This is a genomic window from Staphylococcus sp. FSL K6-0223, assembly GCF_038008285.1.
The window spans coordinates 274,960-300,783 of record NZ_JBBOYX010000003.1 but is presented as its reverse complement, the minus strand read 5'-3'; the positions used below and the strand labels follow the sequence as shown (position 1 = coordinate 300,783).

28 protein-coding genes and 2 pseudogenes are annotated in these 25,824 nt (G+C 33.8%); 28 read left to right on the top strand and 2 right to left on the bottom strand.

Annotated elements, in window-relative coordinates; all coding sequences use genetic code 11:
- Positions 1-4: 4 nt before the first annotated feature.
- The 15 genes from rplO to rpsI all read left to right on the top strand — a co-directional run bounded on the left by rplO (position 5) and on the right by rpsI (position 10,029).
- Entirely contained in the window at positions 5-445 is a 441-nt protein-coding gene (gene rplO / locus MHI13_RS18720; RefSeq protein WP_001829796.1) for a 50S ribosomal protein L15, read from the top strand.
- On the top strand, positions 445-1,737 hold the full coding sequence (gene secY, locus MHI13_RS18715) for a preprotein translocase subunit SecY (protein ID WP_002432720.1): 1,293 nt from the start codon (positions 445-447) through the stop codon (positions 1,735-1,737). Before rplO ends, secY begins: the two co-directional genes overlap by 1 nt.
- Positions 1,738-1,754: 17 nt before the next feature.
- Positions 1,755-2,402, top strand: a complete 648-nt coding sequence (locus MHI13_RS18710; RefSeq protein ID WP_002432905.1) for an adenylate kinase — start codon at positions 1,755-1,757, stop codon at positions 2,400-2,402.
- Positions 2,403-2,590: 188 nt separating this feature from the next.
- On the top strand, positions 2,591-2,809 hold the full coding sequence (gene infA, locus MHI13_RS18705; protein WP_001829792.1) for a translation initiation factor IF-1: 219 nt from the start codon (positions 2,591-2,593) through the stop codon (positions 2,807-2,809).
- A 31-nt stretch (positions 2,810-2,840) separates the two neighbouring features.
- Positions 2,841-2,954 (top strand): 50S ribosomal protein L36, encoded by a 114-nt coding sequence (gene rpmJ / locus MHI13_RS18700; RefSeq protein WP_001829709.1) that lies wholly within the window; start codon positions 2,841-2,843, stop codon positions 2,952-2,954.
- 22 nt (positions 2,955-2,976) lie between these two features.
- A complete protein-coding gene (gene rpsM / locus MHI13_RS18695; RefSeq protein ID WP_002432712.1) occupies positions 2,977-3,342 on the top strand; it encodes a 30S ribosomal protein S13 in 366 nt (121 codons plus the stop codon).
- Between the two features lie 22 nt (positions 3,343-3,364).
- Positions 3,365-3,754: a 30S ribosomal protein S11 gene (rpsK, locus tag MHI13_RS18690; RefSeq protein WP_000101625.1), complete on the top strand. Its 390-nt coding sequence runs from the start codon at positions 3,365-3,367 to the stop codon at positions 3,752-3,754.
- Positions 3,755-3,830: 76 nt separating this feature from the next.
- Positions 3,831-4,775 (top strand): DNA-directed RNA polymerase subunit alpha, encoded by a 945-nt coding sequence (locus MHI13_RS18685; protein WP_002453783.1) that lies wholly within the window; start codon positions 3,831-3,833, stop codon positions 4,773-4,775.
- A gap of 16 nt (positions 4,776-4,791) precedes the next feature.
- Positions 4,792-5,160, top strand: coding sequence for a 50S ribosomal protein L17 (gene rplQ, locus MHI13_RS18680; protein ID WP_002432926.1), 369 nt, complete (start codon positions 4,792-4,794; stop codon positions 5,158-5,160).
- Between the two features lie 490 nt (positions 5,161-5,650).
- Positions 5,651-6,460, top strand: a complete 810-nt coding sequence (locus MHI13_RS18675; RefSeq protein WP_023351309.1) for an energy-coupling factor transporter ATPase — start codon at positions 5,651-5,653, stop codon at positions 6,458-6,460.
- Positions 6,457-7,317, top strand: coding sequence for an energy-coupling factor transporter ATPase (locus MHI13_RS18670; protein WP_064210211.1), 861 nt, complete (start codon positions 6,457-6,459; stop codon positions 7,315-7,317). Before MHI13_RS18675 ends, MHI13_RS18670 begins: the two co-directional genes overlap by 4 nt.
- A complete protein-coding gene (locus MHI13_RS18665) occupies positions 7,307-8,113 on the top strand; it encodes an energy-coupling factor transporter transmembrane component T family protein (protein ID WP_064210212.1) in 807 nt (268 codons plus the stop codon). The genes MHI13_RS18670 and MHI13_RS18665 overlap by 11 nt, the downstream gene beginning before the upstream one ends.
- 3 nt (positions 8,114-8,116) lie before the next feature.
- A complete protein-coding gene (truA, locus tag MHI13_RS18660; protein ID WP_064210213.1) occupies positions 8,117-8,920 on the top strand; it encodes a tRNA pseudouridine(38-40) synthase TruA in 804 nt (267 codons plus the stop codon).
- 259 nt (positions 8,921-9,179) lie between these two features.
- Complete coding sequence (gene rplM / locus MHI13_RS18655) at positions 9,180-9,617, top strand: 50S ribosomal protein L13 (protein WP_002432528.1); 438 nt, start codon at positions 9,180-9,182, stop codon at positions 9,615-9,617.
- Positions 9,618-9,636: 19 nt separating this feature from the next.
- A complete protein-coding gene (gene rpsI, locus MHI13_RS18650) occupies positions 9,637-10,029 on the top strand; it encodes a 30S ribosomal protein S9 (RefSeq protein ID WP_002443706.1) in 393 nt (130 codons plus the stop codon).
- 217 nt (positions 10,030-10,246) lie between these two features.
- Here the strand turns inward: rpsI and MHI13_RS18645 are convergent, their stop codons facing one another.
- Positions 10,247-10,978: an NAD-dependent protein deacylase gene (locus MHI13_RS18645; protein WP_064210214.1), complete on the bottom strand. Its 732-nt coding sequence runs from the start codon at positions 10,976-10,978 to the stop codon at positions 10,247-10,249.
- A gap of 253 nt (positions 10,979-11,231) precedes the next feature.
- On the opposite strand from MHI13_RS18645, the gene MHI13_RS18640 reads away from it, so the two are divergent.
- The 9 genes and pseudogenes from MHI13_RS18640 to MHI13_RS18600 all read left to right on the top strand — a co-directional run bounded on the left by MHI13_RS18640 (position 11,232) and on the right by MHI13_RS18600 (position 19,685).
- Positions 11,232-11,987 (top strand): DeoR/GlpR family DNA-binding transcription regulator, encoded by a 756-nt coding sequence (locus MHI13_RS18640; RefSeq protein ID WP_064210215.1) that lies wholly within the window; start codon positions 11,232-11,234, stop codon positions 11,985-11,987.
- Positions 11,988-12,272: 285 nt separating this feature from the next.
- Entirely contained in the window at positions 12,273-12,701 is a 429-nt protein-coding gene (lacA, locus tag MHI13_RS18635; protein WP_002432864.1) for a galactose-6-phosphate isomerase subunit LacA, read from the top strand.
- Positions 12,702-12,715: 14 nt separating this feature from the next.
- Positions 12,716-13,231 (top strand): galactose-6-phosphate isomerase subunit LacB, encoded by a 516-nt coding sequence (gene lacB / locus MHI13_RS18630; RefSeq protein ID WP_002432294.1) that lies wholly within the window; start codon positions 12,716-12,718, stop codon positions 13,229-13,231.
- Positions 13,232-13,242: 11 nt separating this feature from the next.
- Positions 13,243-14,175 carry a tagatose-6-phosphate kinase gene (locus MHI13_RS18625; RefSeq protein ID WP_064210216.1) on the top strand — a complete coding sequence of 311 codons (933 nt, stop codon included), beginning with the start codon at positions 13,243-13,245 and terminating at the stop codon, positions 14,173-14,175.
- Positions 14,176-14,178: 3 nt separating this feature from the next.
- Complete coding sequence (gene lacD, locus MHI13_RS18620; protein WP_064210217.1) at positions 14,179-15,159, top strand: tagatose-bisphosphate aldolase; 981 nt, start codon at positions 14,179-14,181, stop codon at positions 15,157-15,159.
- A 24-nt stretch (positions 15,160-15,183) separates the two neighbouring features.
- Positions 15,184-15,498, top strand: a pseudogene (locus MHI13_RS18615) (PTS lactose/cellobiose transporter subunit IIA).
- A 5-nt stretch (positions 15,499-15,503) separates the two neighbouring features.
- Complete coding sequence (locus MHI13_RS18610) at positions 15,504-17,249, top strand: lactose-specific PTS transporter subunit EIIC (protein ID WP_340761783.1); 1,746 nt, start codon at positions 15,504-15,506, stop codon at positions 17,247-17,249.
- A gap of 15 nt (positions 17,250-17,264) precedes the next feature.
- The gene (gene lacG / locus MHI13_RS18605; RefSeq protein ID WP_064210218.1) at positions 17,265-18,677 is read left to right on the top strand and encodes a 6-phospho-beta-galactosidase; all 1,413 of its coding nucleotides are present in this window, start codon (positions 17,265-17,267) and stop codon (positions 18,675-18,677) included.
- A gap of 141 nt (positions 18,678-18,818) precedes the next feature.
- Positions 18,819-19,685, top strand: coding sequence for an alpha/beta hydrolase (locus tag MHI13_RS18600; protein WP_047796558.1), 867 nt, complete (start codon positions 18,819-18,821; stop codon positions 19,683-19,685).
- Between the two features lie 320 nt (positions 19,686-20,005).
- Here the strand turns inward: MHI13_RS18600 and MHI13_RS18595 are convergent.
- Positions 20,006-21,064: pseudogene (locus tag MHI13_RS18595) on the bottom strand (MsnO8 family LLM class oxidoreductase); the annotation flags it as partial.
- Positions 21,065-21,211: 147 nt separating this feature from the next.
- Between MHI13_RS18595 and MHI13_RS18590 the strand changes: the two are divergent.
- The 4 genes from MHI13_RS18590 (at position 21,212) to amaP (ending at position 25,812) form a co-directional block, all read left to right on the top strand.
- A complete protein-coding gene (locus MHI13_RS18590; RefSeq protein ID WP_064210220.1) occupies positions 21,212-22,216 on the top strand; it encodes an NADP-dependent oxidoreductase in 1,005 nt (334 codons plus the stop codon).
- An 89-nt stretch (positions 22,217-22,305) separates the two neighbouring features.
- Positions 22,306-23,319: a zinc-binding alcohol dehydrogenase family protein gene (locus tag MHI13_RS18585; RefSeq protein ID WP_064210221.1), complete on the top strand. Its 1,014-nt coding sequence runs from the start codon at positions 22,306-22,308 to the stop codon at positions 23,317-23,319.
- A gap of 198 nt (positions 23,320-23,517) precedes the next feature.
- Positions 23,518-25,092: a BCCT family transporter gene (locus MHI13_RS18580; RefSeq protein ID WP_064210222.1), complete on the top strand. Its 1,575-nt coding sequence runs from the start codon at positions 23,518-23,520 to the stop codon at positions 25,090-25,092.
- A gap of 183 nt (positions 25,093-25,275) precedes the next feature.
- Positions 25,276-25,812, top strand: coding sequence for an alkaline shock response membrane anchor protein AmaP (amaP, locus tag MHI13_RS18575; protein WP_002432799.1), 537 nt, complete (start codon positions 25,276-25,278; stop codon positions 25,810-25,812).
- The last annotated feature ends 12 nt before the right edge of the window (positions 25,813-25,824 follow it).

The following is a 25,824-nucleotide window of genomic DNA, read 5'->3' as shown; positions in this document are numbered from 1 at the left end:
CGAAATGAAATTACATGAGTTAAAAGCAGCTGAAGGATCACGTCGTGTACGTAACCGTGTAGGTCGTGGTGCTGCAACTGGTAACGGTAAAACTAGTGGCCGTGGTCAAAAAGGTCAAAAAGCACGTTCAGGTGGTAAAGTAAGACCAGGATTTGAAGGTGGACAATTACCTCTATTCCGTCGTTTACCTAAACGTGGTTTCACTAACATTAACCGTAAAGAATATGCTATTGTTAACTTAGACCAACTTAATAAATTTGAAGATGGTACTGAAGTAACTCCAGCTTTATTGGTAGAATCTGGTGTAGTTAAGAATGAAAAATCTGGTATTAAAGTACTAGGTAATGGTTCACTTGATAAGAAATTAACAGTGAAAGCTCATAAATTCTCAGCTTCAGCAGCAGAAGCTATTGATGCTAAAGGTGGAGCACACGAGGTGATCTAATGTTTCAAACGCTTGTGCGTTTCTTTACAACTAAAGAAGTGCGTAACAAGATTTTCTTCACTCTAGCAATGTTAGTAATTTTTAAAATAGGAACGTATATTCCTGCTCCAGGTGTAAATCCTGAAGCATTTAACCATCCGCAGGGTTCTCAAGGTGCCACTGAGTTATTAAATACTTTTGGTGGCGGTGCCTTGAAACGTTTCTCTATCTTTGCGATGGGTATTATGCCCTATATCACCGCATCCATTGTAATGCAATTATTGCAAATGGATATTGTGCCTAAGTTCTCTGAATGGGCTAAGCAAGGTGAAATGGGTCGAAGAAAAATTAATAATGTAACACGTTATTTCGCTATTATTCTAGCTTTTATCCAATCAATAGGCATGGCTTTCCAATTTAACAATTATCTTGGTGGCAAATTGATTATGGATAAATCAATTATGAGTTATTTATTGATTGCAGTTGTTTTAACAGCAGGAACAGCTTTCTTAATTTGGCTTGGTGACCAAATCACTCAGTTTGGTGTTGGTAATGGTATTTCTCTTATCATCTTTGCTGGGATTTTATCTACATTGCCATCTAGTATAGAACAATTTGGCCAATCTTTATTTGTTGGTCAAGATGATACTTCACTAGCATGGTTAAAAATTGCTGGCTTAATCGTAGCATTAATCTTACTAACGGTTGGTGCTATATTCGTACTTGAAGCTAAGCGTAAAATTCCAATTCAATATGCAAAGAAACAATCTACTCAACGATTAGGTACACAAGCAACTTATCTACCTTTAAAAGTTAACTCAGCCGGGGTTATTCCAGTAATCTTTGCGATGGCGTTTTTCTTATTACCAAGAACGTTGACTTTATTCTTCCCTAAAGCTGAATGGGCACAGAATATTGCGGACACTGCCAATCCATCAAGTAATATTGGAATGATCGTTTATATTGTATTAATTATTGCTTTTGCATATTTTTATGCATTTGTTCAAGTTAATCCTGAAAAGATGGCTGATAACCTTAAAAAGCAAGGTAGTTATGTCCCAGGTATAAGACCTGGTGAACAAACCAAAAAATATATTACTAAAGTTCTTTACAGACTGACATTTGTAGGTTCTATATTCCTAGCAGTTATAGCTATTTTACCTATAGTAGCAACTAAATTTATGGGCTTACCACAATCAATTCAAATTGGTGGTACGAGCTTATTAATTGTTATCGGGGTAGCTATTGAAACTATGAAGACATTAGAAGCTCAAGTGACTCAAAAAGAGTACAAAGGCTTTGGTGGTAGATAATTTGTAGGAGGGCACTTATGAATATCATTTTAATGGGTTTACCTGGCGCAGGTAAAGGAACTCAAGCGAGTGAAATTGTTAAGAAATTCCCAATACCACATATTTCTACTGGTGACATGTTCAGAAAAGCGATTAAAGATGAAACTGATTTAGGTAAAGAAGCTAAATCATATATGGATCGTGGAGAATTAGTTCCTGATGAAGTTACTGTAGGTATCGTTAAAGAAAGAATTTCTGAAGACGATGCAAAAAAAGGATTCTTACTAGATGGATTCCCTCGAACTATCGAACAAGCTGAGGCATTAAATAGTATTATGTCTGAGCTTGATAGAGAAATTGATGCAGTTATCAATATCGAAGTTCCTGAGGAAGAACTTATGAATCGTCTTACAGGTCGTCGTATTTGTGAGAAATGTGGTACAACTTATCATCTTGTATTTAATCCTCCAAAAGTTGACGGTATTTGCGATATCGATGGTGGAAAGTTATATCAACGAGAAGATGACAATCCAGAAACAGTATCAAATCGTTTGAGCGTTAATGTAAAACAATCTAAACCTATTTTAGAGTATTACAATGAAAAAGGTGTCTTGAAAAACATTGATGGTTCAAAAGATATTGAAGAAGTAACCAACGATGTCATTGATATCTTAGATCATTTATAATAGATCAACACTATACGGTCTATTGCTTAGTGAATATTTGAGTAAAATTTAATAAAATGAGTGACAAATAACGATTTTTAATTCCCGTATTTTTGTTAAACTTATATTAATTAGTCACGAATAGATTCGTATCGTTAAGTTGTCTATTGACGATTACCTTACTATTGCAAAAAGGGGGAAGTTAATCAATGGCTAAACAAGATGTAATTGAATTAGAAGGTACTGTATTAGATACTTTACCAAATGCAATGTTTAAAGTAGAATTAGAAAATGGTCATGAGATTTTAGCGCACGTAAGTGGTAAAATCAGAATGAATTACATTCGTATTCTACCTGGCGACAAAGTAACTGTTGAGATGTCTCCGTATGATTTATCACGCGGTAGAATTACTTATCGTTATAAATAATCGTCACTCCATAATATAGGGAGGTATAAAAATGAAAGTAAGACCATCAGTAAAACCAATTTGCGAAAAATGCAAAGTCATTAAACGTAAAGGTAAAGTAATGGTAATTTGTGATAATCCTAAGCACAAACAAAGACAAGGTTAATAAAAGAGAGGTGTAAATTAATATGGCACGTATTGCAGGAGTGGATATCCCACGTGAAAAACGCATTGTTATCTCATTAACATACGTTTATGGTATCGGTACTTCAACTGCTAACAAAATTGTTGAAGAAGCTAACGTATCAGCAGATACTCGCGTAAAAGATTTAACTGATGACGAATTAGGTCGTATCCGTGAAGTTGTAGATAGCTATAAAGTAGAAGGTGACTTACGTCGTGAACAAAACTTAAACATCAAACGTTTAATGGAAATTTCATCATACCGTGGAATTCGTCACCGTCGTGGCTTACCAGTTCGTGGTCAAAAAACTAAAAACAACGCACGTACTCGTAAAGGCCCAGTTAAAACAGTAGCTAATAAGAAAAAATAATAGGTAAAGGAGGCAAAAAATAATGGCACGTAAACAAGTATCTCGTAAACGTAGAGTGAAAAAGAATATTGAAAACGGTGTAGCTCATATCCGTTCAACATTCAATAATACTATCGTAACTATCACTGATGAATTCGGTAATGCATTATCTTGGTCATCAGCTGGTGCATTAGGATTCAAAGGATCAAAAAAATCAACACCATTCGCAGCACAAATGGCTTCAGAAACAGCTTCTAAATCAGCTATGGAGCATGGTTTAAAAACTGTTGAAGTAACAGTTAAAGGACCTGGCCCTGGCCGTGAATCAGCTATCCGTGCATTACAATCTGCAGGATTAGAAGTAACTGCAATTAGAGACGTTACTCCAGTACCTCACAACGGTTGTCGTCCACCAAAACGTCGTCGCGTCTAATTTATGATTGTATTGTTACAGGTCACTGAGCAAACAGTTTAAATCTAGTCGACGTATTTAAGGAGGATATTTGTAAATGATAGAAATTGAAAAACCTAGAATTGAGACAATTGAAATTAGTGAAGATGCTAAATTCGGTAAGTTCGTTGTTGAACCACTTGAGCGTGGCTACGGTACTACACTAGGAAACTCCTTACGTCGTATCCTACTATCTTCATTACCAGGTGCAGCCGTTAAGTACATCGAAATTGAAGGAGTTTTACACGAATTTTCAGCAGTAGACAATGTTGTAGAAGATGTTTCAACAATTATTATGAACATTAAAAAATTAGCATTAAAAATTTACTCTGAAGAAGATAAAACTCTAGAAATTGATGTTAAAGATGAAGGCGAAGTAACTGCAAGTGACATTACTCACGACAGCGATGTTGAGATTTTAAATCCAGAACTTAAAATCGCAACAGTGTCTAAAGGTGGACATCTTAAAGTGCGTCTTGTTGCTAATAAGGGTAGAGGTTACGCATTAGCTGAACAGAATAATACTAGTGATTTACCAATTGGTGTAATTCCTGTTGATTCACTATATTCACCTGTAGAACGTGTTAACTACACTGTAGAAAATACACGCGTAGGTCAAAGTAGTGATTTTGATAAATTAACTTTAGATGTTTGGACTAACGGTTCAATCACTCCACAAGAGTCAGTATCATTAGCAGCTAAAATAATGACTGAACACTTGAATATCTTTGTAGGTCTGACTGATGAAGCTCAAAATGCTGAAATCATGATTGAAAAAGAAGAAGATCAAAAAGAAAAAGTACTTGAAATGTCTATCGAAGAATTAGACTTATCAGTACGTTCATATAACTGCTTAAAACGCGCAGGAATCAATTCTGTACAAGAGTTAGCTGATAAATCTGAAGCTGACATGATGAAAGTGCGTAATTTAGGTCGTAAATCTCTAGAAGAAGTTAAATATAAATTAGAAGATTTAGGATTAGGATTAAGAAAAGAAGATTGATAAAGGAGGTTAACTCATGGGTTACAGAAAATTAGGTCGTACTTCTGATCAACGTAAAGCAATGTTACGTGACTTAGCGACATCTCTTATCGTAAGTGAACGTATCGAAACTACAGAAGCTCGTGCTAAAGAAGTTCGCAGTGTTGTAGAGAAATTAATCACTTTAGGTAAAAAAGGAGATTTAGCTTCTCGTCGTAATGCAGCTAAAACTTTACGTAATGTTGAAATCTTAAATGAAGATGAATCAACACAAACTGCTCTTCAAAAATTATTCGGTGAAATCGCTGAACGTTATAATGAACGTCAAGGTGGTTACACTCGTATCCTTAAAGTAGGCCCACGTCGCGGTGACGGTGCTGAATCAGTAATTATCGAATTAGTATAATTTAAATAGGGTAGGATAATTTACAATTAGATTTCATTATCCTTACCCTTACCTTAATAAATACACTTACTACTTATATATAAAGCAAATGAGTGCAACGATAATGTTTGCCACATACAAATATTGTCTAGCTCAGAGTACCCCATCTAACTAAATATTTTCTATAAGCGTGAACTCAACAATTTGATGGGGTGCGCGCTTTTTTATTTGAATTGGACTAAAAATTCAGTTTTAACCTCTATTTCGTTGTCCAATTTTAGTAAATAAGACTGATATTATATAGAGGTTATAGTCATTCGAACTTAATATCAGTCACTTATTTTTTTATTTAAGCTGAGACATTTTTAATGCTATATGTCCCAGCTTTTTATTTTTATCTAATACCTATTTAGTTCGATGTAAATAACTCATATGTGATATACAGATAAATTGAATTATTGTAAAATATTTAAAGTAATATTCAATATTCGAGTTTAAGGAGTTGTTTAATGTGAAAAGTCTTGATAATATCATTGAATTTAATAATGTATCATTTCAGTATCAAAGTGATGCGGCTTTTACATTAAATAACGTTAGTTTTACAATTCCCTCTGGAAAATGGACTTCAATTGTTGGACACAATGGATCAGGTAAATCAACTATTGCTAAATTAATAGTCGGAATTGAGAAAGCTAATGAAGGACATATACTATTTAAAAATAAAAAAATTGATATTAATAGTATTCAAGAAGTTAGAAATCACATAGGTATTGTATTTCAAAATCCTGATAATCAATTTGTTGGTTCTACAGTAAAGTTTGATGTGGCATTTGGCCTTGAAAATCATGCCGTACCTCATGATGAGATGCAAAAGATTGTCGATCGTTCCTTATCGGAAGTAGATATGTTAGATAAAGCTGATTATGAACCACATTCGCTCTCAGGAGGGCAGAAGCAACGCGTTGCTATAGCTGGAGTTCTAGCACTAAACCCGTCTGTTATAATTTTAGATGAGGCGACGACAATGCTTGATCCTAATGCAAAGGCATCACTTTTAAAACTCGTTCATGAAGTTAAAGAGGATAATGACGTTACGATTATTTCAATCACGCATGATTTAGATGAAGTTATTGAAGCAGATAATGTTATCGTGATGAATAATGGAACGGTATTCAAACAGGGGTCCCCTCAAGAAATATTTAAATATACAGATGAACTTACTGCTATAGGTTTGGATTTACCTTTCTCTATGAAAATAAATCAACGATTAGGATTCGATTCGTCGTTTGTAACTTACGAAGGGTTGGTCAAAAAGTTATGACTATACAGTTGAATAATGTCAGCTACACTTATCAAAAAGGAACGCCATATGAGTATAATGCAATTGAAGATGTCAATTTAACATTTGAACAAGGTAATTATTACGCTATAGTCGGTCAAACAGGTAGTGGCAAATCTACTTTAATTCAGCATATCAATGCACTTTTAAAACCAACAAAAGGGTCTATTACATTTGATGAAATAGAAATATCTCATAAAACTAAAGATAAATACTTAAGACCTATTCGTAAAAAGGTAGGAATGGTCTTCCAATTTCCTGAATCTCAATTATTTGAAGATAGTGTAGAAAAAGAAATAGAGTTTGGCCCTAAAAATTTTAAATTGGACTTAGAAAAGGTAAAGAAAAAGTCTTATCAATTATTATTAGATTTAGGTTTTTCTAGAGATATTATGTCTCTTTCTCCTTTTCAAATGTCTGGCGGGCAAATGAGAAAAATAGCAATCGTATCTATATTATCTATGAATCCTGAAGTTATTATTTTAGATGAGCCGACAGCAGGTTTAGATCCACAAAGTAAAAAACAAATCATGTCTTTAATTAAACGCATACAAATAGAAGAAAATAAGACAATCATTCTTGTTTCACATGACATGAATGATGTCGCACGTTATGCTGACGAGGTCATAGTCCTAAATAAAGGGCGAGTGGTAGAAACTAAAGAGACGAGAGCGTTATTTAGGTCTACAAGCCAATTAGAAGATTGGCATATTACTTTGCCCAACATAGTAAAATTACAAAAAGACTTTGAATATAAGTATAATACTACTTTACCTAAATTAGCGTTAAACGAAGAAGAATTTGCGAGTTTATATAGGGAGTGGCAGAATGAAAAATAAATTAATAATTGGACGTTATCTCCCAAATCATTCGATTGTACATCATCTTGATCCTAGAGCAAAACTTATCTTTGTTTTTGTGTTTATAGTCTATATTTTCTTTTGCCATTCGTTTGGAACTTACGCATGGATATTTTTACTTATAATTGTTTTTATGAAATTAGCTAAAATACCATTCGGGTTTTTAATGAAAGGTCTCACGCCTATATTTTTCTTTTTAATATTTACTTTTTTAATGCATATTTTCTTTACTAATGGGGGTAAGATACTTTTTCATTGGGGAATCCTTACAATAGAGTCCGATGGTGTTCTTGAAGGTATCTATATCTCTCTAAGACTTATATTTATTGTTATGATTGCGACAATAATGACATTATCTACTAGCCCTATAGATTTGACTGATGCATTTGAAAGATTATTATCACCTCTAAAGCTAGTTAAGGTGCCAGTGCATCAATTAAGCATGATGATGTCCATTGCATTAAGATTTATTCCTACGTTAATGGATGAATTAGAAAAAATTATCTTAGCTCAGAAATCAAGAGGTTCCGAAATAAGTTCAGGTAGTATAGTAACGAGAATAAAAGCATTCATCCCTTTAATGATTCCGTTATTTATTTCGGCTTTCCAAAGAGCCGAAGAATTAGCAATAGCGATGGAAGTTAGAGGATATGATATGAATGTTAAACGTACGAGTTATAGGTTATTACATTGGCGTCTAAGAGATACATTTGCTTTATTAACATTAATACCAATTGCAATTATCCTATTTATTATTAAATTCTCAGGAGTGTAGACATTGCGAATTTTAGTAGAAATAGCATACCAGGGTAATCAATTTTTAGGATTTCAAATCCAACAACAAGGAAGAACTGTACAGCAACAATTTGAAAAGATTTTAAAACGTATGCATAAACGACATGTACGAATTCATCCTACCAGTCGTACAGATAGAGGGGTGCATGCGTATCAACAATTTTTCCATTTTGATACTGAGTTAAATATAGATAATCAACAATGGCAATATGCGATGAATCGTTTTTTACCTGATGATATTTACGTCAAAAACGTTCAAACAGTAGAAGAAAACTTTCATTGTAGATATGATTGTGTCGGCAAGAGATATCGCTATAAAGTTTATCAAGGTGAACATCGTAATCCCTTTAAAAGTGGTCTCGAAACATTTATAAATAGTGATTTAGATTTATCAAAAATGAATGAAGCTGCGCATCATTTTATTGGTACACATGACTTTACGGGGTTTTGTTCTCAGAAAACGGAAGTGGAAAGCAAAGTAAGAACGTTATACCAAAGTGAAGTGGTTCAAACTGAGACAGGTTTTGATTATGTGGTTACTGGTTCTGGATTTCTTTATAACATGGTTCGTGTTCTTGTAGCATTTTTAATAGAGGTGGGAAAAGGGAAGCGACAACCCGACGAAGTTCCGCAACTACTTGAAGAAAAAAATAGAAACAATGTGCCTTTTACTGCTCCGGCAGAAGGACTTTACTTAGAAAAGATATATTTGTCGCCAGAATCACTAACAGAAGAGTTTGGAAATGGTATTAAAATACATCTTAAAAAATCATTGGAAAATGACTGAATGTCATTGACAAAAGCATTGTGAAATTATAAGATTATTAACGGTATTGTTTTATATCACCCCACGATAAGCCCCGGAAACTTATTGTGTTACTAGATATATAAGCAAAGTAGAACTACAGTTAATAAAATAAATGAAATCTTACGCTTTTAAATCGTAACAAATATTAAAATTGTGCGTTTTTTGATCATAGGTTCGAATGTGATCAATTAACAAAACAATTAAGAATGAAGCATTTATTTTTAGGAGGACAATTATTATGCGTCAAACATTTATGGCAAATGAATCAAACATTGAGCGCAAATGGTATGTTATTGATGCTGAAGGCCAAACATTAGGTCGTTTATCATCTGAAGTAGCTGCTATCTTACGCGGTAAAAATAAAGTAACTTATACACCACACGTTGATACTGGTGACTATGTGATCATCATCAACGCTTCAAAAATCGAATTCACTGGTAATAAAGAACAAGATAAAATGTACCACCGTCATTCAAATCACCCAGGTGGTTTAAAATCAATTACAGCAGGTGAATTAAGAAGAACAAACCCAGAACGTTTATTAGAAACTTCTATCAAAGGTATGTTACCAAGTTCACGCTTAGGTGAAAAACAAGGTAAAAAATTATTTGTATATGGTGGCGCTGAACATCCACACGCTGCACAACAACCAGAAAACTACGAGTTACGTGGTTAATTAGAAGGAGGAAATTACATTGGCACAAGTTGAATATAAAGGTACAGGCCGTCGTAAAAACTCAGTAGCACGTGTACGTTTAGTACCAGGTGAAGGTAACATTACAGTTAATAACCGTGACGTACGTGACTACTTACCATTCGAATCATTAATCTTAGACTTAAATCAACCATTCGATGTTACTGAAACTAAAGGTAACTATGACGTTTTAGTAAACGTTCACGGTGGTGGTTTCACTGGACAAGCTCAAGCTATCCGTCACGGAATCGCTCGTGCTTTATTAGAAGCTGACCCTGAATACAGAGGTTCTTTAAAACGCGCTGGATTACTTACTCGTGACCCACGTATGAAAGAACGTAAAAAACCAGGTCTTAAAAAAGCTCGTCGTTCTCCTCAATTCTCAAAACGTTAATTTTGGCGAACGCGCAAAAACACTTCCCATTATTTTGGAAGTGTTTTTTTATTTTCAATTATCATTAGTTATAGAAATAAGTAATTAGAATCCGAGTGTTGTCGTTTATAACTTTTTATTTTATATATTCATTTTTAAGCGAGCTTCTCTATGTTTTTAGTTACTAATTATTAAATTAAAAAGGTAGCATGATTGTTTCACGCTACTTGTATATGGTCTATTTTTTCATGATCTTTTCTACGACTTCTGTCATATCATCATGTATGACTAAGTCAGCACTTTGATCATATGGTGTGCGATCCCTATTGATTATTATTAAATTGTCACCTTTAAATTCTGAAACGAAACCTGCTGCTGGTTGTACTACAAGTGAAGAACCTAGAACAACTAGCGTGTCAGCTTTTTGTATTTTTCCTAAAGCTCTGAATACTGTGTTTTGATTCAACATTTCTCCGTATAATACAATATCTGGTCTTATAATTTGCCCACATTTTTCACAATATCTTATGTGATTTTCCATCACTTGAGATTTTGAGTATTCATTGTAGCATTTGATACAGTAAAAGCGATTTAAAGTGCCGTGTAACTCATCGACATGACGACTTCCTGCATCTGAATGCAAGCCATCAATATTTTGAGTAATAACACCTAAAGATTTGTGTTCACGTTCTAAAGCAGCAATCCACTGATGTACAATATTTGGCTTTTTATCAGCTATTAATAATCTTTTATGATAAAAATCAATAAAACTCTCTTTATCATCATTTAAATGATCTACGCTTAGTAAATACTCAGGAGATTGACCATCCTTTGAAATCTCATCAAATAGACCTCCCATCGAGCGGAAATCTGGAATACCACTTGCTACTGAAACACCCGCGCCTGTAAAAAACACAATGTTATTGGATCTTTCTAAAATACTTTTTAATAGTTGAATTTCCTTTTCCATTGAATCACCTCAGTTTTTGATTTATTTATAATTAATGGAAATCTGTAATACTTATCTCAAATAACAGCAGGGAAATTATTATAGATTCCATGTTATGATTTTTTAGTAGCAACAACTTCACATAAAATATTACTTTATCATTTTAAAGTATTTAAAGTATGTTATAAAATTATATTAAGACATAAGAAAAGTAATTTAAAGTTTAAACAAATTAAGATTGTAAATGATGTAATCGTAGGAAGTGGATATAGATATGAATAAATATGATAGACTCGACGAAATTACAAAACTCATCAACAAAAGAGGAACGGTTAGAACAAATGAAATTGTAGAAGGTTTTAATGTATCAGATATGACTGTTCGACGTGATTTAGCAGAGTTAGAAGAGAAAGGCGTTCTCACTAAGATACATGGTGGAGCTCGTAGTAATTCTGCATTTCAATATAAAGAAATGTCTCACCAAGAAAAACATACGCACTACATTGAGGAGAAACGCTATATCGCCAAAAAAGCAGTAGAGCTTATAGAAAATGGTGACACAATATTCTTAGGGCCAGGTACTACTGTGCAAAAATTGGCAGAAGAAATTCACCACCATTCACTTACTGTTATCACCAATTGTTTACCAGTTTTTAAAATCCTCATGAATAAACAGAGCTTACATTTTAGAGTGTATCTGCTAGGTGGAGAAATGAGAGATTTAACTGAAGCTTTCGTGGGAGAAATGACGAATCAATTATTGAATAACTTGAGATTTAGTAAGATGTTTTTTAGTAGTAATGGAGTTAAAGATGGTGTAGCGATGACATCTTCAATAGATGAAGCTTACACCCAACAACTTGCTTTAAAACATTCAATAGAGAAATATTTACTTATTGATTCTTCAAAAATTGGAAAAGATGATTTTTTATCTTTCTGTGAATTAAAAGAATTAAATGCGGTATTAATGGATAATAATAATTCGGAAAAGACAGAACAAGTTGAAAAATATGTTGAGGTCATTGACTAAAATATAGAATTTAATATCTATTAATTAATTATCCTTTATAGAGCGGTAAATGAATTCATTCTTTGAGAATGAGATTTCATTTCCGCTCTTTTTTGTTGATTTACAAAGCCAGTATAAACACTAAGTTCACTAAATGTTTGAAAAAAACATTAAATAAACAAAGTTCAAACAATATATGTTGGATTATTGTTGTATAGTGTTTATAATTTAAACATAGGTAATTGAAAGCGCTTTTCTTAATTGATATGTGTTTGCTTTCAAAATCATTTTAAAAGGAGACTTAAAATGACAATTATTATTGGTTCTGATGTAGATGGTAAACGTCTTAAAGATTTAATTAAAGTTTATTTGAAAGAGAACGATTTCGAAGTATTAGATGTAACAGAGGGTAAAGATTTAGATTTTGTAGATTCAACAGTATCTGTTGCACGTGAAGTTCAAAAGTCTGACGACAATTTAGGTATTGCCATCGACGCTTATGGTGCAGGTAGTTTTATAGTTGCTACAAAAATTAAAGGGATGATTGCAGCTGAAGTTTCAGATGAACGTTCAGCATATATGACTAGAGGTCATAATAATTCAAAAATGATTACTCTAGGTTCAGAAATTGTTGGGGACACATTAGCTAAGAATGTAGTTAAAGGTTTCGTTAATGGACACTACGATGGTGGGCGTCACCAAATTCGCGTAGATATGCTCAATAAAATGTGCTAATAGGAGGAGAATAAATGAAAATTGCTTTAGGTTGTGACCATATTGTCACTGATACAAAAATGGAAGTATCTCAGTTTTTAAAGTCAAAAGGACACGAAGTTATTGATGTTGGAACATATGACTTCACACGTACGCATTATCCTATTTTCGGTAAAAAAGTAGGAGAAGAAGTTGTAAACGGTAATGCTGACTTAGGTGTATGTATTTGCGGTACTGGTGTTGGTATTAATAATGCGGTTAACAAAGTTGCTGGCGTTCGTTCTGCACTTGTACGTGATATGACTTCAGCTTTATATGCGAAAGAGGAATTAAATGCAAATGTTATTGGTTTTGGTGGTAAAATCATCGGCGAACTTTTAATGTGCGACATTATTGAAGCATTTATCAATGCTGAGTATAAACCAACAGAAGAAAATAAAAAATTAATTGCAAAAATTAATCATCTTGAAAGTCATAATGCTAAACAAGAAGATCCACATTTCTTTGATGAATTTTTAGAAAAGTGGGATAAAGGCGAATATCACGATTAAGGAAGTACAACATGATTTTAACTTTAACATTAAATCCTTCGGTAGATATCTCTTATCCATTGGATGAATTACATATTGATACAGTTAATAGAGTTCAAAACGTTAGTAAGACAGCTGGTGGAAAGGGACTCAATGTAACTAGGGTGTTATCACAACTCAATGAACAAGTTTTTGCCACTGGCTTTTTGGGTGGTAAAATAGGCGATTTTATAGCAGAAAAGTTGAATCACAATCAAGTGAAACATTCATTTTTCAAAATTAAAGGTGAAACTAGGAATTGTATTGCTATACTGCATAATGGCAACCAAACAGAGATTTTGGAGCAAGGACCAACAATAACTGTGGATGAATCAACTGGTTTTTTGAAGCATTTAAAAGATTTAATACCAAAAGCTAAATCGGTTGTTATTTCTGGGAGCTTACCAAAAGGTGTAGATTCAAATTATTATTCAAAAATAATTGATATATGTAATGAAAATGATAAACCAGTCGTGCTGGATTGTGCTGGAGAAACATTAAAGGAAGCGTTACAAAATAATCACAAACCGACAGTGATAAAGCCAAATATTGAAGAATTATCACAATTGATTTCTACGGAACTTAATGAATCAACTGAAGAGCTGAAAAAAGCTTTAAATCATCAATTATTTAAAGGTATTGAGTGGATTATTGTTTCTTTAGGTGCGAATGGTGCGTTTGCTAAACATAGTAATCAATTTTATAAAGTAAACATTCCTTCGATTAAAGTACTTAATCCAGTGGGTTCTGGAGATTCAACAGTTGCAGGTATAGCTTCAGCAATTGTTCATCATGAAAGTGATGAGAATCTACTTAAGAAGGCGAACACTTTAGGAATGTTAAATGCTCAAGAGGCACAAACAGGTTATGTAAATATGTCTAATTATTCTCAGCTCTTTGACCAAATTGAAATTATAGAGGTGTAAAACATGGTAAAAACAACTCAAAAAACGGCATCAATTGAACATCTAAGTAATGATAAAGGTGTCATCTCAGCTTTAGCTTTTGACCAACGTGGTGCGTTAAAACGTATGATGGCAAAACATCAAACAGATGAACCTACAATTGAGCAAATTGAACAATTAAAAGTTTTAGTATCAGAAGAGTTAACGCAATACGCGTCATCTATTCTTTTAGACCCTGAATATGGTTTACCTGCATCAGAAGCTCGTAATAAAGAGTGTGGTTTATTATTTGCCTATGAAAAAACAGGATATGACGTTAACGCAAAAGGTCGATTACCTGACTGTTTAGTAGAATGGTCAGCTAAACGACTTAAAGAGCAAGGTGCAAATGCCGTTAAATTCTTGCTTTATTATGACGTCGACGATGCAGAAGAAATTAATATTCAGAAGAAAGCTTACATTGAACGAATTGGATCTGAATGTGTAGCTGAAGATATTCCATTTTTCTTAGAAGTTCTCACTTATGACGATAATATTCCAGATAATAGTAGTCTAGAATTTGCGAAAGTGAAACCAAGAAAAGTAAATGAAGCGATGAAACTATTCTCAGAAGATCGCTTTAATGTTGATGTCTTAAAAGTAGAAGTACCAGTAAATATGAAATATGTTGAAGGATTCACTGATGGAGAAGTAGCTTATTCTAAAGAAGAAGCAGCACAACATTTTAAAGACCAAGACGCTTCAACAAAATTACCATATATTTACTTAAGTGCAGGCGTTTCTGCTGAACTTTTCCAAGAGACTTTAAAATTTGCACATGACGCAGGAGCTCAATTCAATGGAGTACTTTGTGGTCGAGCTACTTGGGCAGGCGCAGTTCAAGTATATATCGAAAAAGGTGAAGAAGCGGCTAGACAATGGCTTCGTACTACAGGATTCAAAAACATTGACGAGTTGAATAAAGTTTTAGAAACGACTGCAACATCATGGAAAGAGAGAGTTTAATTCTCGAAAGGGGACAGACACATCATGAATAGAGAAGAAGTACAATTATTAGGTTTTGAAATTGTTGCTTACGCTGGAGATGCACGGTCTAAGTTTTTAGAGGCATTAACAGCCGCACAAGAGGGAGAGTATGATAAAGCCGAATCTTTAATAGAAGAGGGTAATCAGTGCATTGCTGATGCACATCGTGCTCAAACTAGTTTATTACAAAAAGAAGCTTAAGGAGACGACATTGCTTATAGTGTAACGATGATGCATGGTCAAGATCATTTAATGACTACTATTTTATTAAAAGATCTAATGAAGCATTTAATCGAATTATATAAAAGAAAGAGTTGACCTTTATGAATAAGTTAATAGCATGGATAGAAAAAGGAAAGCCGTTCTTTGAAAAAATATCTCGTAATATTTATTTAAGAGCGATTCGTGATGGATTTATTGCAGCAATTCCTATTATCTTGTTCTCAAGTATATTTATTTTAGTCACTTATGTACCGAATGTATTTGGATTTACTTGGAGTAAAACAATGGAAGGTATATTAATGAAACCCTATAACTTTACGATGGGAATTGTTGGTTTCATTGTAGCAGGGACAACAGCCAAATCATTGACTGATTCATTTAATCGACGATTGGAAAGCACGAATCAAATTAACTTTATTTCAACAATGATGGCTGCAATGTGTGGTTTCTTGTTCTTAGCAGCCGATCCTGTAAAAGATGGAGGATTTTTAAGTGCTTTCATGGGAACAAAAGGCTTATTAACAGCCTTCTTATCAGCGTTTATAACTGTTAATGTTTATAGTTTCTTTATCAAACATAATATTACAATAAAAATGCCTAAAGAAGTGCCACCTAATATATCACAAGTTTTCAAAGATATATTCCCATTATCAGCAGTAATCATTATTCTTTATGCGTTAGATTTAATTGCTAGAGCCTTTATTCATACCAATGTAGCTAACGCAGTATTAAAAGTCTTTGAACCTTTATTTACAGCAGCTGATGGTTGGGTCGGAGTGACAATTATCTTTGGTGCATTCGCTTTCTTCTGGTTTGTAGGTATTCATGGACCATCAATCGTTGAACCAGCCATTGCAGCAATTACTTACGCTAACCTTGAAGCGAACTTACATTTAATTCAAGCAGGCGAACATGCTGATAAAGTCATTACACCTGGTACTCAAATGTTTGTAGTAACTATGGGAGGTACTGGTGCAACATTAGTCGTACCTTTCATGTTTATGTGGCTAACTAAGTCTAAACGTAATAAAGCAATTGGACGTGCCTCAGTAGTTCCTACTTTCTTTGGTGTAAATGAACCTATCTTGTTTGGTGCGCCTTTAGTATTAAACCCAGTGTTCTTTATTCCATTTATTTTAGCGCCAATTGTCAATGTATGGATATTTAAATTTTTTGTTGATGTTCTGAATATGAATAGTTTTAGTATCTTCTTACCTTGGACTACTCCAGGTCCTCTAGGTATCGTGATGGGTACTGGTTTTGCGTTTTGGTCATTTGTATTAGCCATTGTCTTAATCGTAGTAGATGTCATTATTTATTATCCATTAGTTAAGGTTTATGATGAGCAGATTTTGGAAGAAGAGTTAGGTAATAAAGAAGTTAATAATGAATTAAAAGAAAAAGTTTCAGCTAACTTTGATACTAAAAAAGCTGATGCTATTTTAGCAACTGCCGGAGCGAATGAAGCTTCGCAAAGTCATGATTCACAACCAGAAGTGAATCAAGATCATTCTGACAGCAATATTACTGAACAAACAAATGTCTTGGTATTATGCGCAGGAGGAGGTACAAGTGGTTTATTAGCTAATGCTTTGAATAAAGCAGCAGATGAATACGGTGTACCTGTTACAGCAGCGGCTGGTGGTTATGGTGCACATATGGATATTATGAAAGAATATCAATTAATTATATTAGCACCACAAGTAGCCTCAAATTATGAAGATATTAAACAAGACACTGACAAATTAGGTATAAAATTAGCTAAAACACAAGGCGCTGAATACATTAAGTTAACTAGAGATGGTCAAGCAGCACTCGAATTTGTAAAACAACAATTTAAAAATTAGATAGGAGTTTTATTCATGACTAAGAAATTACCTAAAGATTTTATTTTTGGTGGAGCAACAGCAGCTTATCAAGCAGAAGGAGCAACTCAAACTGATGGTAAGGGGCGTGTCGCTTGGGATACATATCTTGAGGAAAATTATTGGTATACAGCAGAACCAGCAAGTGATTTCTATAATAAATATCCAATCGATTTAGAATTAAGTGAGAAATTCGGAGTTAACGGTATAAGAATTTCAATTGCATGGTCAAGAATTTTTCCTAAAGGCTATGGAGAAGTAAATCCTAAAGGGGTAGAGTACTATCATAAGCTATTTAAAGAATGTCATAAACGTCATGTTGAACCATTCGTTACTTTACACCATTTTGATACACCAGAAGTACTTCATAAAGATGGAGATTTCTTAAATCGTAAAACCATTGATTATTTCGTAGATTATGCAGAATTTTGCTTTAAAGAATTCCCAGAAGTTAATTTCTGGACTACTTTCAATGAAATAGGGCCAATCGGTGATGGTCAATATTTAGTAGGTAAATTCCCTCCAGGTATTAAATATGACTTTGAAAAGGTTTTTCAATCTCATCACAATATGATGGTTGCGCATGCTCGCGCTGTTAAATTATTTAAAGATGGGCAATATTCAGGTGAAATAGGGGTAGTTCATGCCTTACCTACAAAATATCCATATGACTCTTCTAACCCGGAAGATGTTAAAGCAGCAGAACTTGAGGATATTATTCATAATAAATTTATTTTAGATGCCACATACTTAGGTAAGTATTCTCGTGAAACAATGGAAGGCGTTCAACACATCTTATCTGTTAATGGTGGTAAGCTAAATATCCCTGACGAAGATTACCAAATTTTAGATGCTGCTAAAGATTTAAATGACTTCTTAGGTATCAATTATTACATGAGTGATTGGATGAGAGGTTATGAAGGTGAATCTGAGATTACGCACAATGCGACTGGAGATAAAGGCGGTTCTAAATACCAACTTAAAGGTGTCGGTCAAAGAGAATTTGATGTAGATGTACCTAGAACAGATTGGGATTGGATGATTTATCCTCAAGGATTATACGATCAAATTATGAGGGTTGTGAAAGATTATCCAAATTATCATAAAATCTATGTTACTGAAAATGGTTTAGGATACAAAGATGAATTTGATGAAAAAGAGAAAACTGTACATGACGATGCTCGTATTGATTATGTTAAGAAACATTTAAACGTGATTGCTGATGCAATTGCAGACGGTGCTAATGTAAAAGGATATTTCTTATGGTCATTGATGGACGTATTCTCATGGTCAAATGGTTATGAAAAACGTTACGGTCTTTTCTACGTCGATTTTGATACACAAGAAAGATATCCTAAGAAAAGTGCTTATTGGTACAAAGAATTAGCTAAAACAAAAGAAATCAAATAATTTCCTTTTAAAAATTTATCATTTAAATACAGCTTGTATGTTCCAAAGACTCATTACATTTGATGTAGTGAGTCTTTAAATATGAGCAAATACCTCTCTAATCGTTTATAATATATAAAATAAATAAAATGAGGTAAGATGATGAAATCAAAATCTTCTGCGATGGTCTTTATACTTATTATTATTGTTACTTTGATATTATTTGCTGTACTTTGTAGCCGTCAATCGGGCAAACATATTCCGTCTTCAGTTACTCAACATCAACATAAACTTGTGGCCACTCTATTTATGCATGGATATGGAGGAAGCGAAAAATCAGAAAGATTCATGGTTAATCAAGCAGTTAAAAAGGGCGTTACAAAGGATGTGATGATAGCAAAAGTATCTCGCAATGGTAATGTGACTTTTATTGGTTCTATAGATAAAAATGTAAAAAATCCAATTATAAAAATCGAATTTGAAAATAATCGCAATGGTGATTTTAATGAAAATGCACGATGGATTAAAAATGTCTTGTCTCAATTGAAATCCCAATATAATATCAATAAATTTAATTTTGTAGCACACTCAATGGGGAATATGTCATTTGCTTATTATATGAATAACTATGGAAATGATAAATATTTGCCACACCTTCAAAAAGAAGTAAATATTGCAGGTACTTATAATGGCGTACTAAATCTTAATGAAAAGATAAATGAAATAAACTTAGATCGAAATGGTAAGCCAAATAAAATGAACGATGATTTCAAAAAGTTATTATCTTTAAAAGAAGTTTATAAAGATAAAAACATTGATGTACTCAATATTTATGGAGATATTCAAGATGGCACACATTCTGATGGTCGTGTATCAAATAGTTCATCAAAATCTTTGAAATATTTACTAGGAAATAGTCCAAAATCTTACACGGAAAATAAATTTACCGGTAAAACAGCTCAACATAGTCAATTACACGAAAATAAAAATATCGCAAACGACATCATTCAATTTCTGTGGAACAAATAATTCATATAGTTGAAGCGCACTCATGCATTTGGCTCATCACAATTTTAATGCATCAGTGCGCCTCTCTATTAAAACCATATCATCTAAAACACCATCATGGTGAACCAACAGCCCACACACTCCATACAGTTATCTAGTCCCACTCTATTCAACAAATAAAATGATTCAATATCGTGCCTAATCATGCAAACACACTAAATATCTAATTCTCGTGCCAATAATTCAATTAACTCAAAACGCGCATCTTCTCCATAAACATTTGGCAATATCATTAACTCATTTACTCCAAACAAGGTTTTAATATCCTTTAACTGACGTGATACCTCGCGAGGCGAGCCATAAATAATTCTACGCTTATTCTGTTTAAGTTTCTCTTTCTCGCGCTCGCTGTAAACTCGATTCTTAGCGGTTTCAATAGATGGGTAAAACTGAGGTTGATCTAAATAATTAATACGTAACAACCAAAGTTGTAATGCGCTTAAAAGCTCTTCAACTTCAACCTCATTATCACCCGTTACTACAAATGTAGCTAATATCACATACGGTTTAACACCACCAGAAAGTTCTTTAAAAGCTTCATGCACATGACCTCTAGAATCTTCCTCAAAAGCTTCATGCACATGGTCGTCAGAATAATCCTTAACACCTCTATGTAAATCCCTAGCAAAATCTTCCTCTGAACATCCATGAGAAGTCCTACCAAAAGCATCATTAACGTCATCATCAGACGATTTCCAATATCTTCCATGCCAACGTGCAAACTCATTTTTGTAGACATTTATAACTTCTTCAATAGCACTTGACGATTGTCCCATTTTAGCAATAACAAATGGCAAACCGCGTCTGCCAGCTAACTTTGCACTTCGTTCACTCATACCTAAAATATACATTTCAGGCTTGGTCGGGATTAACGGGGTAGCTAATAACGTCTTGAAGCGGTGCGCTTTATCAATGTCATCATTAAAGTATTTATTCAAATCATCTAACTGTGTATCAAAATCTAGTTTTCTTTCTTTATTCTCATTTAATGCAGCGTTCACGTTGTTGAAACTTGGAGAGCGTCCTATGGCCATATCTACACGATGAGGATGGCGTGCTTCCATCATCTTAAATTGTTCAGCTACTTTATACGGGCTGTAGTGTGGCAACATGACACCACCACTTCCAATCTTGATATTACTCGTCTGTTCCAATAATGTCATCATGACCATTTCAGGGGCGCTTGATGCCACAGAACGAACTTGATGATGCTCAGCCACCCAATATCTCACATAACCTAATTGTTCAGCTCGTTGTGCTAACTCTACACTGTGCTGAAACGCTTCGTGTGCACTTCTACCTTCAAATATCGGTACATAATCTAATATGCTTAATTTCATTTTAGGAAAATTAAACCTCCCATACGTCACGATTCAACCAATTTCTCATTGCTTGCTCTTATTATACAAGTGATTTTCTATGATTGCGATGACCTTGTTCGAGGTATGATATTTACAGAATTAATATTCAAAAAAGGGTGATATCATATGAAAAATGAACAAATCGTATTTAACAAAGTTCCAGATGGAATTCCACAAGATGATACATTCAAATATGAAGAAACTGATGTACAAGAACCTAAAAATAATGAAGTTCAATTAGAAACATTATATATTTCAGTGGATCCATATATGAGAGGACGTATGACGAATGCAGATTCTTATGTTCAACCTTTTAAAAAAGGAGAGCCATTTAATGGACATATCGTAGCTAAAGTTATTCAATCAAATGCTAAAGATTATAATGAAGGTAACATTGTCGTGGGCATGCTTCCGTGGAAGAAAATAAACACTGTATCAACAGAGCATATCGATAAAGTACCTTCAACAGATGTGCCACTTGACTTATATTTAAGCGTACTAGGAATGCCAGGGCAAACTGCTTATCATGGCCTTTTAGACATTGGACAGCCTAAAGAAGGTGAAACCGTAGTTGTTTCAGCAGCTTCAGGTGCAGTAGGATCAGTTGTAGGCCAAATTGCTAAAATTAAAGGATGTAGAGTTGTAGGTATCGCAGGAGGAGATAAGAAAGTAAATTATCTTACTAAAGAATTAAATTTTGATGCAGGTGTAGATTATAAGAAAGATGATTTCGCCCAAGCATTAGCAGATGCTGTTCCAGATGGCATCGATGTCTATTATGAAAATGTAGGCGGCGAAATAGGTGATGAAGTATTTAAACACCTAAACACACATGCTCGTATTCCTGTTTGCGGTGCTATTTCTTCATATAACCATCCTGAAGAAGATATTGGTCCACGTATTCAAGGGACACTCATTAAGAAACAAGCGATGATGAGAGGTTTCTTAGTTGCCGAATTCGCTGATGACTTTAAAAATGCAAGCGAACAACTCGCTAGATGGGTACAAGAGGGTAAGATTAAGACTCAAGTGTCTGTAGAAGAAGGTTTCGATAAAGTACCTCAAGCATTTAGAAATTTACTCACTGGTGATAATTTTGGTAAACAAGTAATTAAAGTCTCTGACGTTTAGTATCTTCATTTTCAAAAAAAACTGTTCAAATGAGTGAATTAAATTAAATGCTATAATTAATTTAATAAAATCAACATAGAGGTGGAATCATGAAAGCAATAGGATTTAATGCACCGTTCAATCTAAAAGATGGTAATCAATTTCAAGAAATTGAATTTAATATTCCAAATCCAACTAGGAATCAGTTATTAATAAAGGTTCAAAGTATAAGTGTCAATCCGGTTGATACGAAACAACGCATCTTACCAGTTAACCATGCACCACGTATATTAGGATTTGATGCGGCAGGTATTGTCGAACAAGTTGGAGAAGATGTCACAATGTTTGAGCCAGGAGACTATGTGTTTTATTCAGGTTCTCCAAATCAGCATGGCTCTAATGAAGAATATCAGTTAATTGAGGAAGAATTAGTAGCGAAAGCACCATCTAATCTTAAGCCTGAACAAGCGGCAAGTTTACCTCTTACAGGTCTCACAGCATCTGAAACATTATTTGATGTGTTTCAAATATCTCATGACCCTGAAAAGAACAAAGGGAAATCTCTTCTAATCATTAACGGGGGCGGTGGCGTAGGTAGTATTGCTACACAAATTGCTAAAGCACATGGCTTAAAGGTTATTACCACTGCATCACGTGAGGAAACGATTGAATGGACGAAGTCTATGGGTGCTGATATTGTAATCAATCATAAAGAAGATTTAAAGACACAACTTGAGCATCACGATATTAATGAAGTAGATTACATTTTCTGCACATTTGATACAGATTTATATTATGAGAAAATGATTGAACTTATTAAACCATTAGGTCATATCGCAACGATTGTTGCATTTAAAGAAAAGCAAGACTTAAATCTACTAAAACCAAAAAGTGTTAACTTTACTCATGAATTTATGTTCGCCAGACCAGTCAATCGCACGAATGACATGATTAAACATCATGAGTATTTGAAAGATATTTCTGAAAGGGTTGAACAAGGGCAATATCACCATACAACTACGAAGGTGATTAATGGTTTAACCACCGAGACACTTTACCAAGCTCATCAAATTTTAGAATCAAATACGATGATAGGCAAATTAGTTATTAATGTGGAAAAATAATTATCGACATATTTCCTAGAAAGAATAGCAGTAAGATGATTTCAATTATGAATCATCTTACTGCTAATTTTATATTCAATTTTGCCGCCATCATCACTATACAATTAAAAAGTTATATATTTTAAAAATACAAAGTATAAATGATTGATATTACTTGGGATGGGTAATAAACATAGGAAAGAGGTGATTGTTTTATTTATGAAATCAACAAATACAAGTAAAATCAGCATTGTATTTTGGGTAGCATTAGCAATTTGTACAGCATTTGTTATTTATGGTGCGATTCTACCTAAACAACTTGAACAAGTTACGCAAACTGTAACTTCATTTATAGCAGTTCATTTTTCATGGTATTATCTTCTACTTGTCCTACTCATACTTATAGTAAGTGTTTATTTATTATTCTCAAGATATGCATCAATTACATTAGGTAAAGAAGGAGAAGATCCTGAATTCTCACTTCCTTCATGGTTCGCTATGTTATTTAGTGCAGGTATGGGTATCGGATTAGTATTCTGGACCACTGCGGAGCCTATAAGTCACGCCTTTACTTTAACTCCAATACATAAAGCTGGATCGCAGTCAGCCATTAATGACGCCATGCAATTTTCTTTCTTCCATTGGGGTATACATGCCTGGGCAGTTTACGGCATTGTAGCGCTCGTCTTTGCGTATTTTAGTTTCCATAAGGGATATCCCGGTCTTGTAAGTGCCACATTAACGCCCATTTTTGGTGAAAAAGCTATGCGAGGTCCGATAGGTGGTGCGATAGATGTATTAGCAGTCATAGCGACTGTAACAGGTGTCGCAGCAACATTAGGATTTGGAGCATTACAAATTAATGAAGGCCTTAACTTCTTGTTTAAAGTGCCAAATAACTTTGGAACACAAGTTATCCTTATTATCGTTGCTACTATATTATTTACTTGGTCAGCATGGTCAGGTATTGATAAAGGTATTAAAACTTTAAGTAACATCAATATGGGATTAGCATTTCTAGTGCTAGTCGGATTATTCATTGTTGGGCCGACACTTTATATTTTGAACACATTTACGAATGGTTTAGGTAATTACATAGCCAATTTCTTTAAAATGAGTTTGAGAATTCCATCAGGTGGAGAGAAATTTAAATGGTTACAACAATGGACAATTTTCTATTGGGCATGGTGGATTTCATGGGCGCCATTTGTTGGAATCTTTATCGCACGTGTCTCAAGAGGTAGAACAATCAAAGAATTTATTTTAGGCGTACTATTTGTTCCAGCACTAGTATGTTTCTTATTCTTTGCAGTCTTCGGTGCTTCAGCAATTTATTTACAAGATCATCATATAGCTAATATTGCTAAAGCAGCTACAGAGACAGCTACATTTGCAACGTTAGAACAATATCCGCTTGGATTTATATTAAGTATTATTACTCTAGTAGTGATTATGATTTTCTTTGTGACTTCAGCCGACTCCGCTACCTATGTACTGGGCATGTTAAGTGCTCGTGGAGATATAAATCCTGCTTCATTTGTAAAGGTATGCTGGGGTATTATCATGGCACTATTTGCAATAATTATGATTTACACTGGTGGCACACAAGCAATACAAAACTTACTTATCATAGCTGCATTACCATTTTCACTCGTAATCATAGTTATGATATGGTCGCTCTTTAAGTCGCTTAGTGATGAAAAGCCACGTCCTAGCAATAAGGTATTAGTTAAGGATAAGAATTCTGATATTCTAGAATACCGTAGTTCTAAAAACGAAAAAAATTTAACATAATAATAAAAATATACGTTTTTCATCTAATTAGAATGGGAATAATGTATTATAAGTAGTGCTTCTTTAAATATTTTTAAAAATAGAATAAAAAATTGTTTTATTTATGTTTCAAAAAAATATTTATAGGGTACTCATTTAAAATGTAAACAAATTCAACAATGACATAAGGAGGTGCCGTACGAGGTGAAAAGACTAAAAAATTTCATCCTCGGCCTTTTAATAGTCGCAATTGTTGGGTTCCTATTGTTTATGTACATAAAGGATAGTCGTATTAAAAGCTATCAAGACTACTTCCTTCATTTCAATTGGTTCCAACCACTATTAATTGGACTTGCGGGATTACTAATATTGATTGGACTCATATTAGTATTAAGCATATTCAAACCTACGTATCGTAAACCTGGACTTTATAAAACTTTTGATGATGGTCATATTTATGTATCAAGAAAAGCAGTTGAAAAATCTGCGTACGATACATTAACTAAATATGATCAAGTAAGACAACCTAATGTAGTAAGTAAGCTTTATAGTAAGAAAAAGAAATCATTTATCGACATTAAAGCAGATTTCTTCGTACCAAATGATGTTCAAGTGAAATCATTAACTGAAAGTATTCGCTCTGACATTAAGAAAAATGTTGAACATTTCACAGAAATTCCAGTACGAAAATTAGAAGTTAATGTTCGTGACCAGAAAACGTCTGGTCCACGTGTGTTGTAAGGGAGGGATATC

Bases quoted from the DNA above. Each gene is read 5' to 3' on its own strand.
- MHI13_RS18580 (WP_064210222.1), top strand. From the start codon at position 23,518: ATGAAATCAACAAATACAAGTAAAATCAGCATTGTATTTTGGGTAGCA.
- MHI13_RS18600 (WP_047796558.1), top strand. From the start codon at position 18,819: ATGAAATCAAAATCTTCTGCGATGGTCTTTATACTTATTATTATTGTT.
- lacB (WP_002432294.1), top strand. From the start codon at position 12,716: ATGAAAATTGCTTTAGGTTGTGACCATATTGTCACTGATACAAAAATG.
- rpmJ (WP_001829709.1), top strand. From the start codon at position 2,841: ATGAAAGTAAGACCATCAGTAAAACCAATTTGCGAAAAATGCAAAGTC.
- infA (WP_001829792.1), top strand. From the start codon at position 2,591: ATGGCTAAACAAGATGTAATTGAATTAGAAGGTACTGTATTAGATACT.
- rpsK (WP_000101625.1), top strand. From the start codon at position 3,365: ATGGCACGTAAACAAGTATCTCGTAAACGTAGAGTGAAAAAGAATATT.
- MHI13_RS18610 (WP_340761783.1), top strand. From the start codon at position 15,504: ATGAATAAGTTAATAGCATGGATAGAAAAAGGAAAGCCGTTCTTTGAA.
- MHI13_RS18645 (WP_064210214.1), bottom strand. From the start codon at position 10,978: ATGGAAAAGGAAATTCAACTATTAAAAAGTATTTTAGAAAGATCCAAT.
- MHI13_RS18585 (WP_064210221.1), top strand. From the start codon at position 22,306: ATGAAAGCAATAGGATTTAATGCACCGTTCAATCTAAAAGATGGTAAT.
- MHI13_RS18590 (WP_064210220.1), top strand. From the start codon at position 21,212: ATGAAAAATGAACAAATCGTATTTAACAAAGTTCCAGATGGAATTCCA.
- secY (WP_002432720.1), top strand. From the start codon at position 445: ATGTTTCAAACGCTTGTGCGTTTCTTTACAACTAAAGAAGTGCGTAAC.
- MHI13_RS18665 (WP_064210212.1), top strand. From the start codon at position 7,307: ATGAAAAATAAATTAATAATTGGACGTTATCTCCCAAATCATTCGATT.
- lacA (WP_002432864.1), top strand. From the start codon at position 12,273: ATGACAATTATTATTGGTTCTGATGTAGATGGTAAACGTCTTAAAGAT.
- MHI13_RS18670 (WP_064210211.1), top strand. From the start codon at position 6,457: ATGACTATACAGTTGAATAATGTCAGCTACACTTATCAAAAAGGAACG.
- rpsM (WP_002432712.1), top strand. From the start codon at position 2,977: ATGGCACGTATTGCAGGAGTGGATATCCCACGTGAAAAACGCATTGTT.
- rplO (WP_001829796.1), top strand. From the start codon at position 5: ATGAAATTACATGAGTTAAAAGCAGCTGAAGGATCACGTCGTGTACGT.
- rplQ (WP_002432926.1), top strand. From the start codon at position 4,792: ATGGGTTACAGAAAATTAGGTCGTACTTCTGATCAACGTAAAGCAATG.
- MHI13_RS18685 (WP_002453783.1), top strand. From the start codon at position 3,831: ATGATAGAAATTGAAAAACCTAGAATTGAGACAATTGAAATTAGTGAA.
- MHI13_RS18625 (WP_064210216.1), top strand. From the start codon at position 13,243: ATGATTTTAACTTTAACATTAAATCCTTCGGTAGATATCTCTTATCCA.
- lacG (WP_064210218.1), top strand. From the start codon at position 17,265: ATGACTAAGAAATTACCTAAAGATTTTATTTTTGGTGGAGCAACAGCA.
- MHI13_RS18710 (WP_002432905.1), top strand. From the start codon at position 1,755: ATGAATATCATTTTAATGGGTTTACCTGGCGCAGGTAAAGGAACTCAA.
- MHI13_RS18640 (WP_064210215.1), top strand. From the start codon at position 11,232: ATGAATAAATATGATAGACTCGACGAAATTACAAAACTCATCAACAAA.
- rplM (WP_002432528.1), top strand. From the start codon at position 9,180: ATGCGTCAAACATTTATGGCAAATGAATCAAACATTGAGCGCAAATGG.
- lacD (WP_064210217.1), top strand. From the start codon at position 14,179: ATGGTAAAAACAACTCAAAAAACGGCATCAATTGAACATCTAAGTAAT.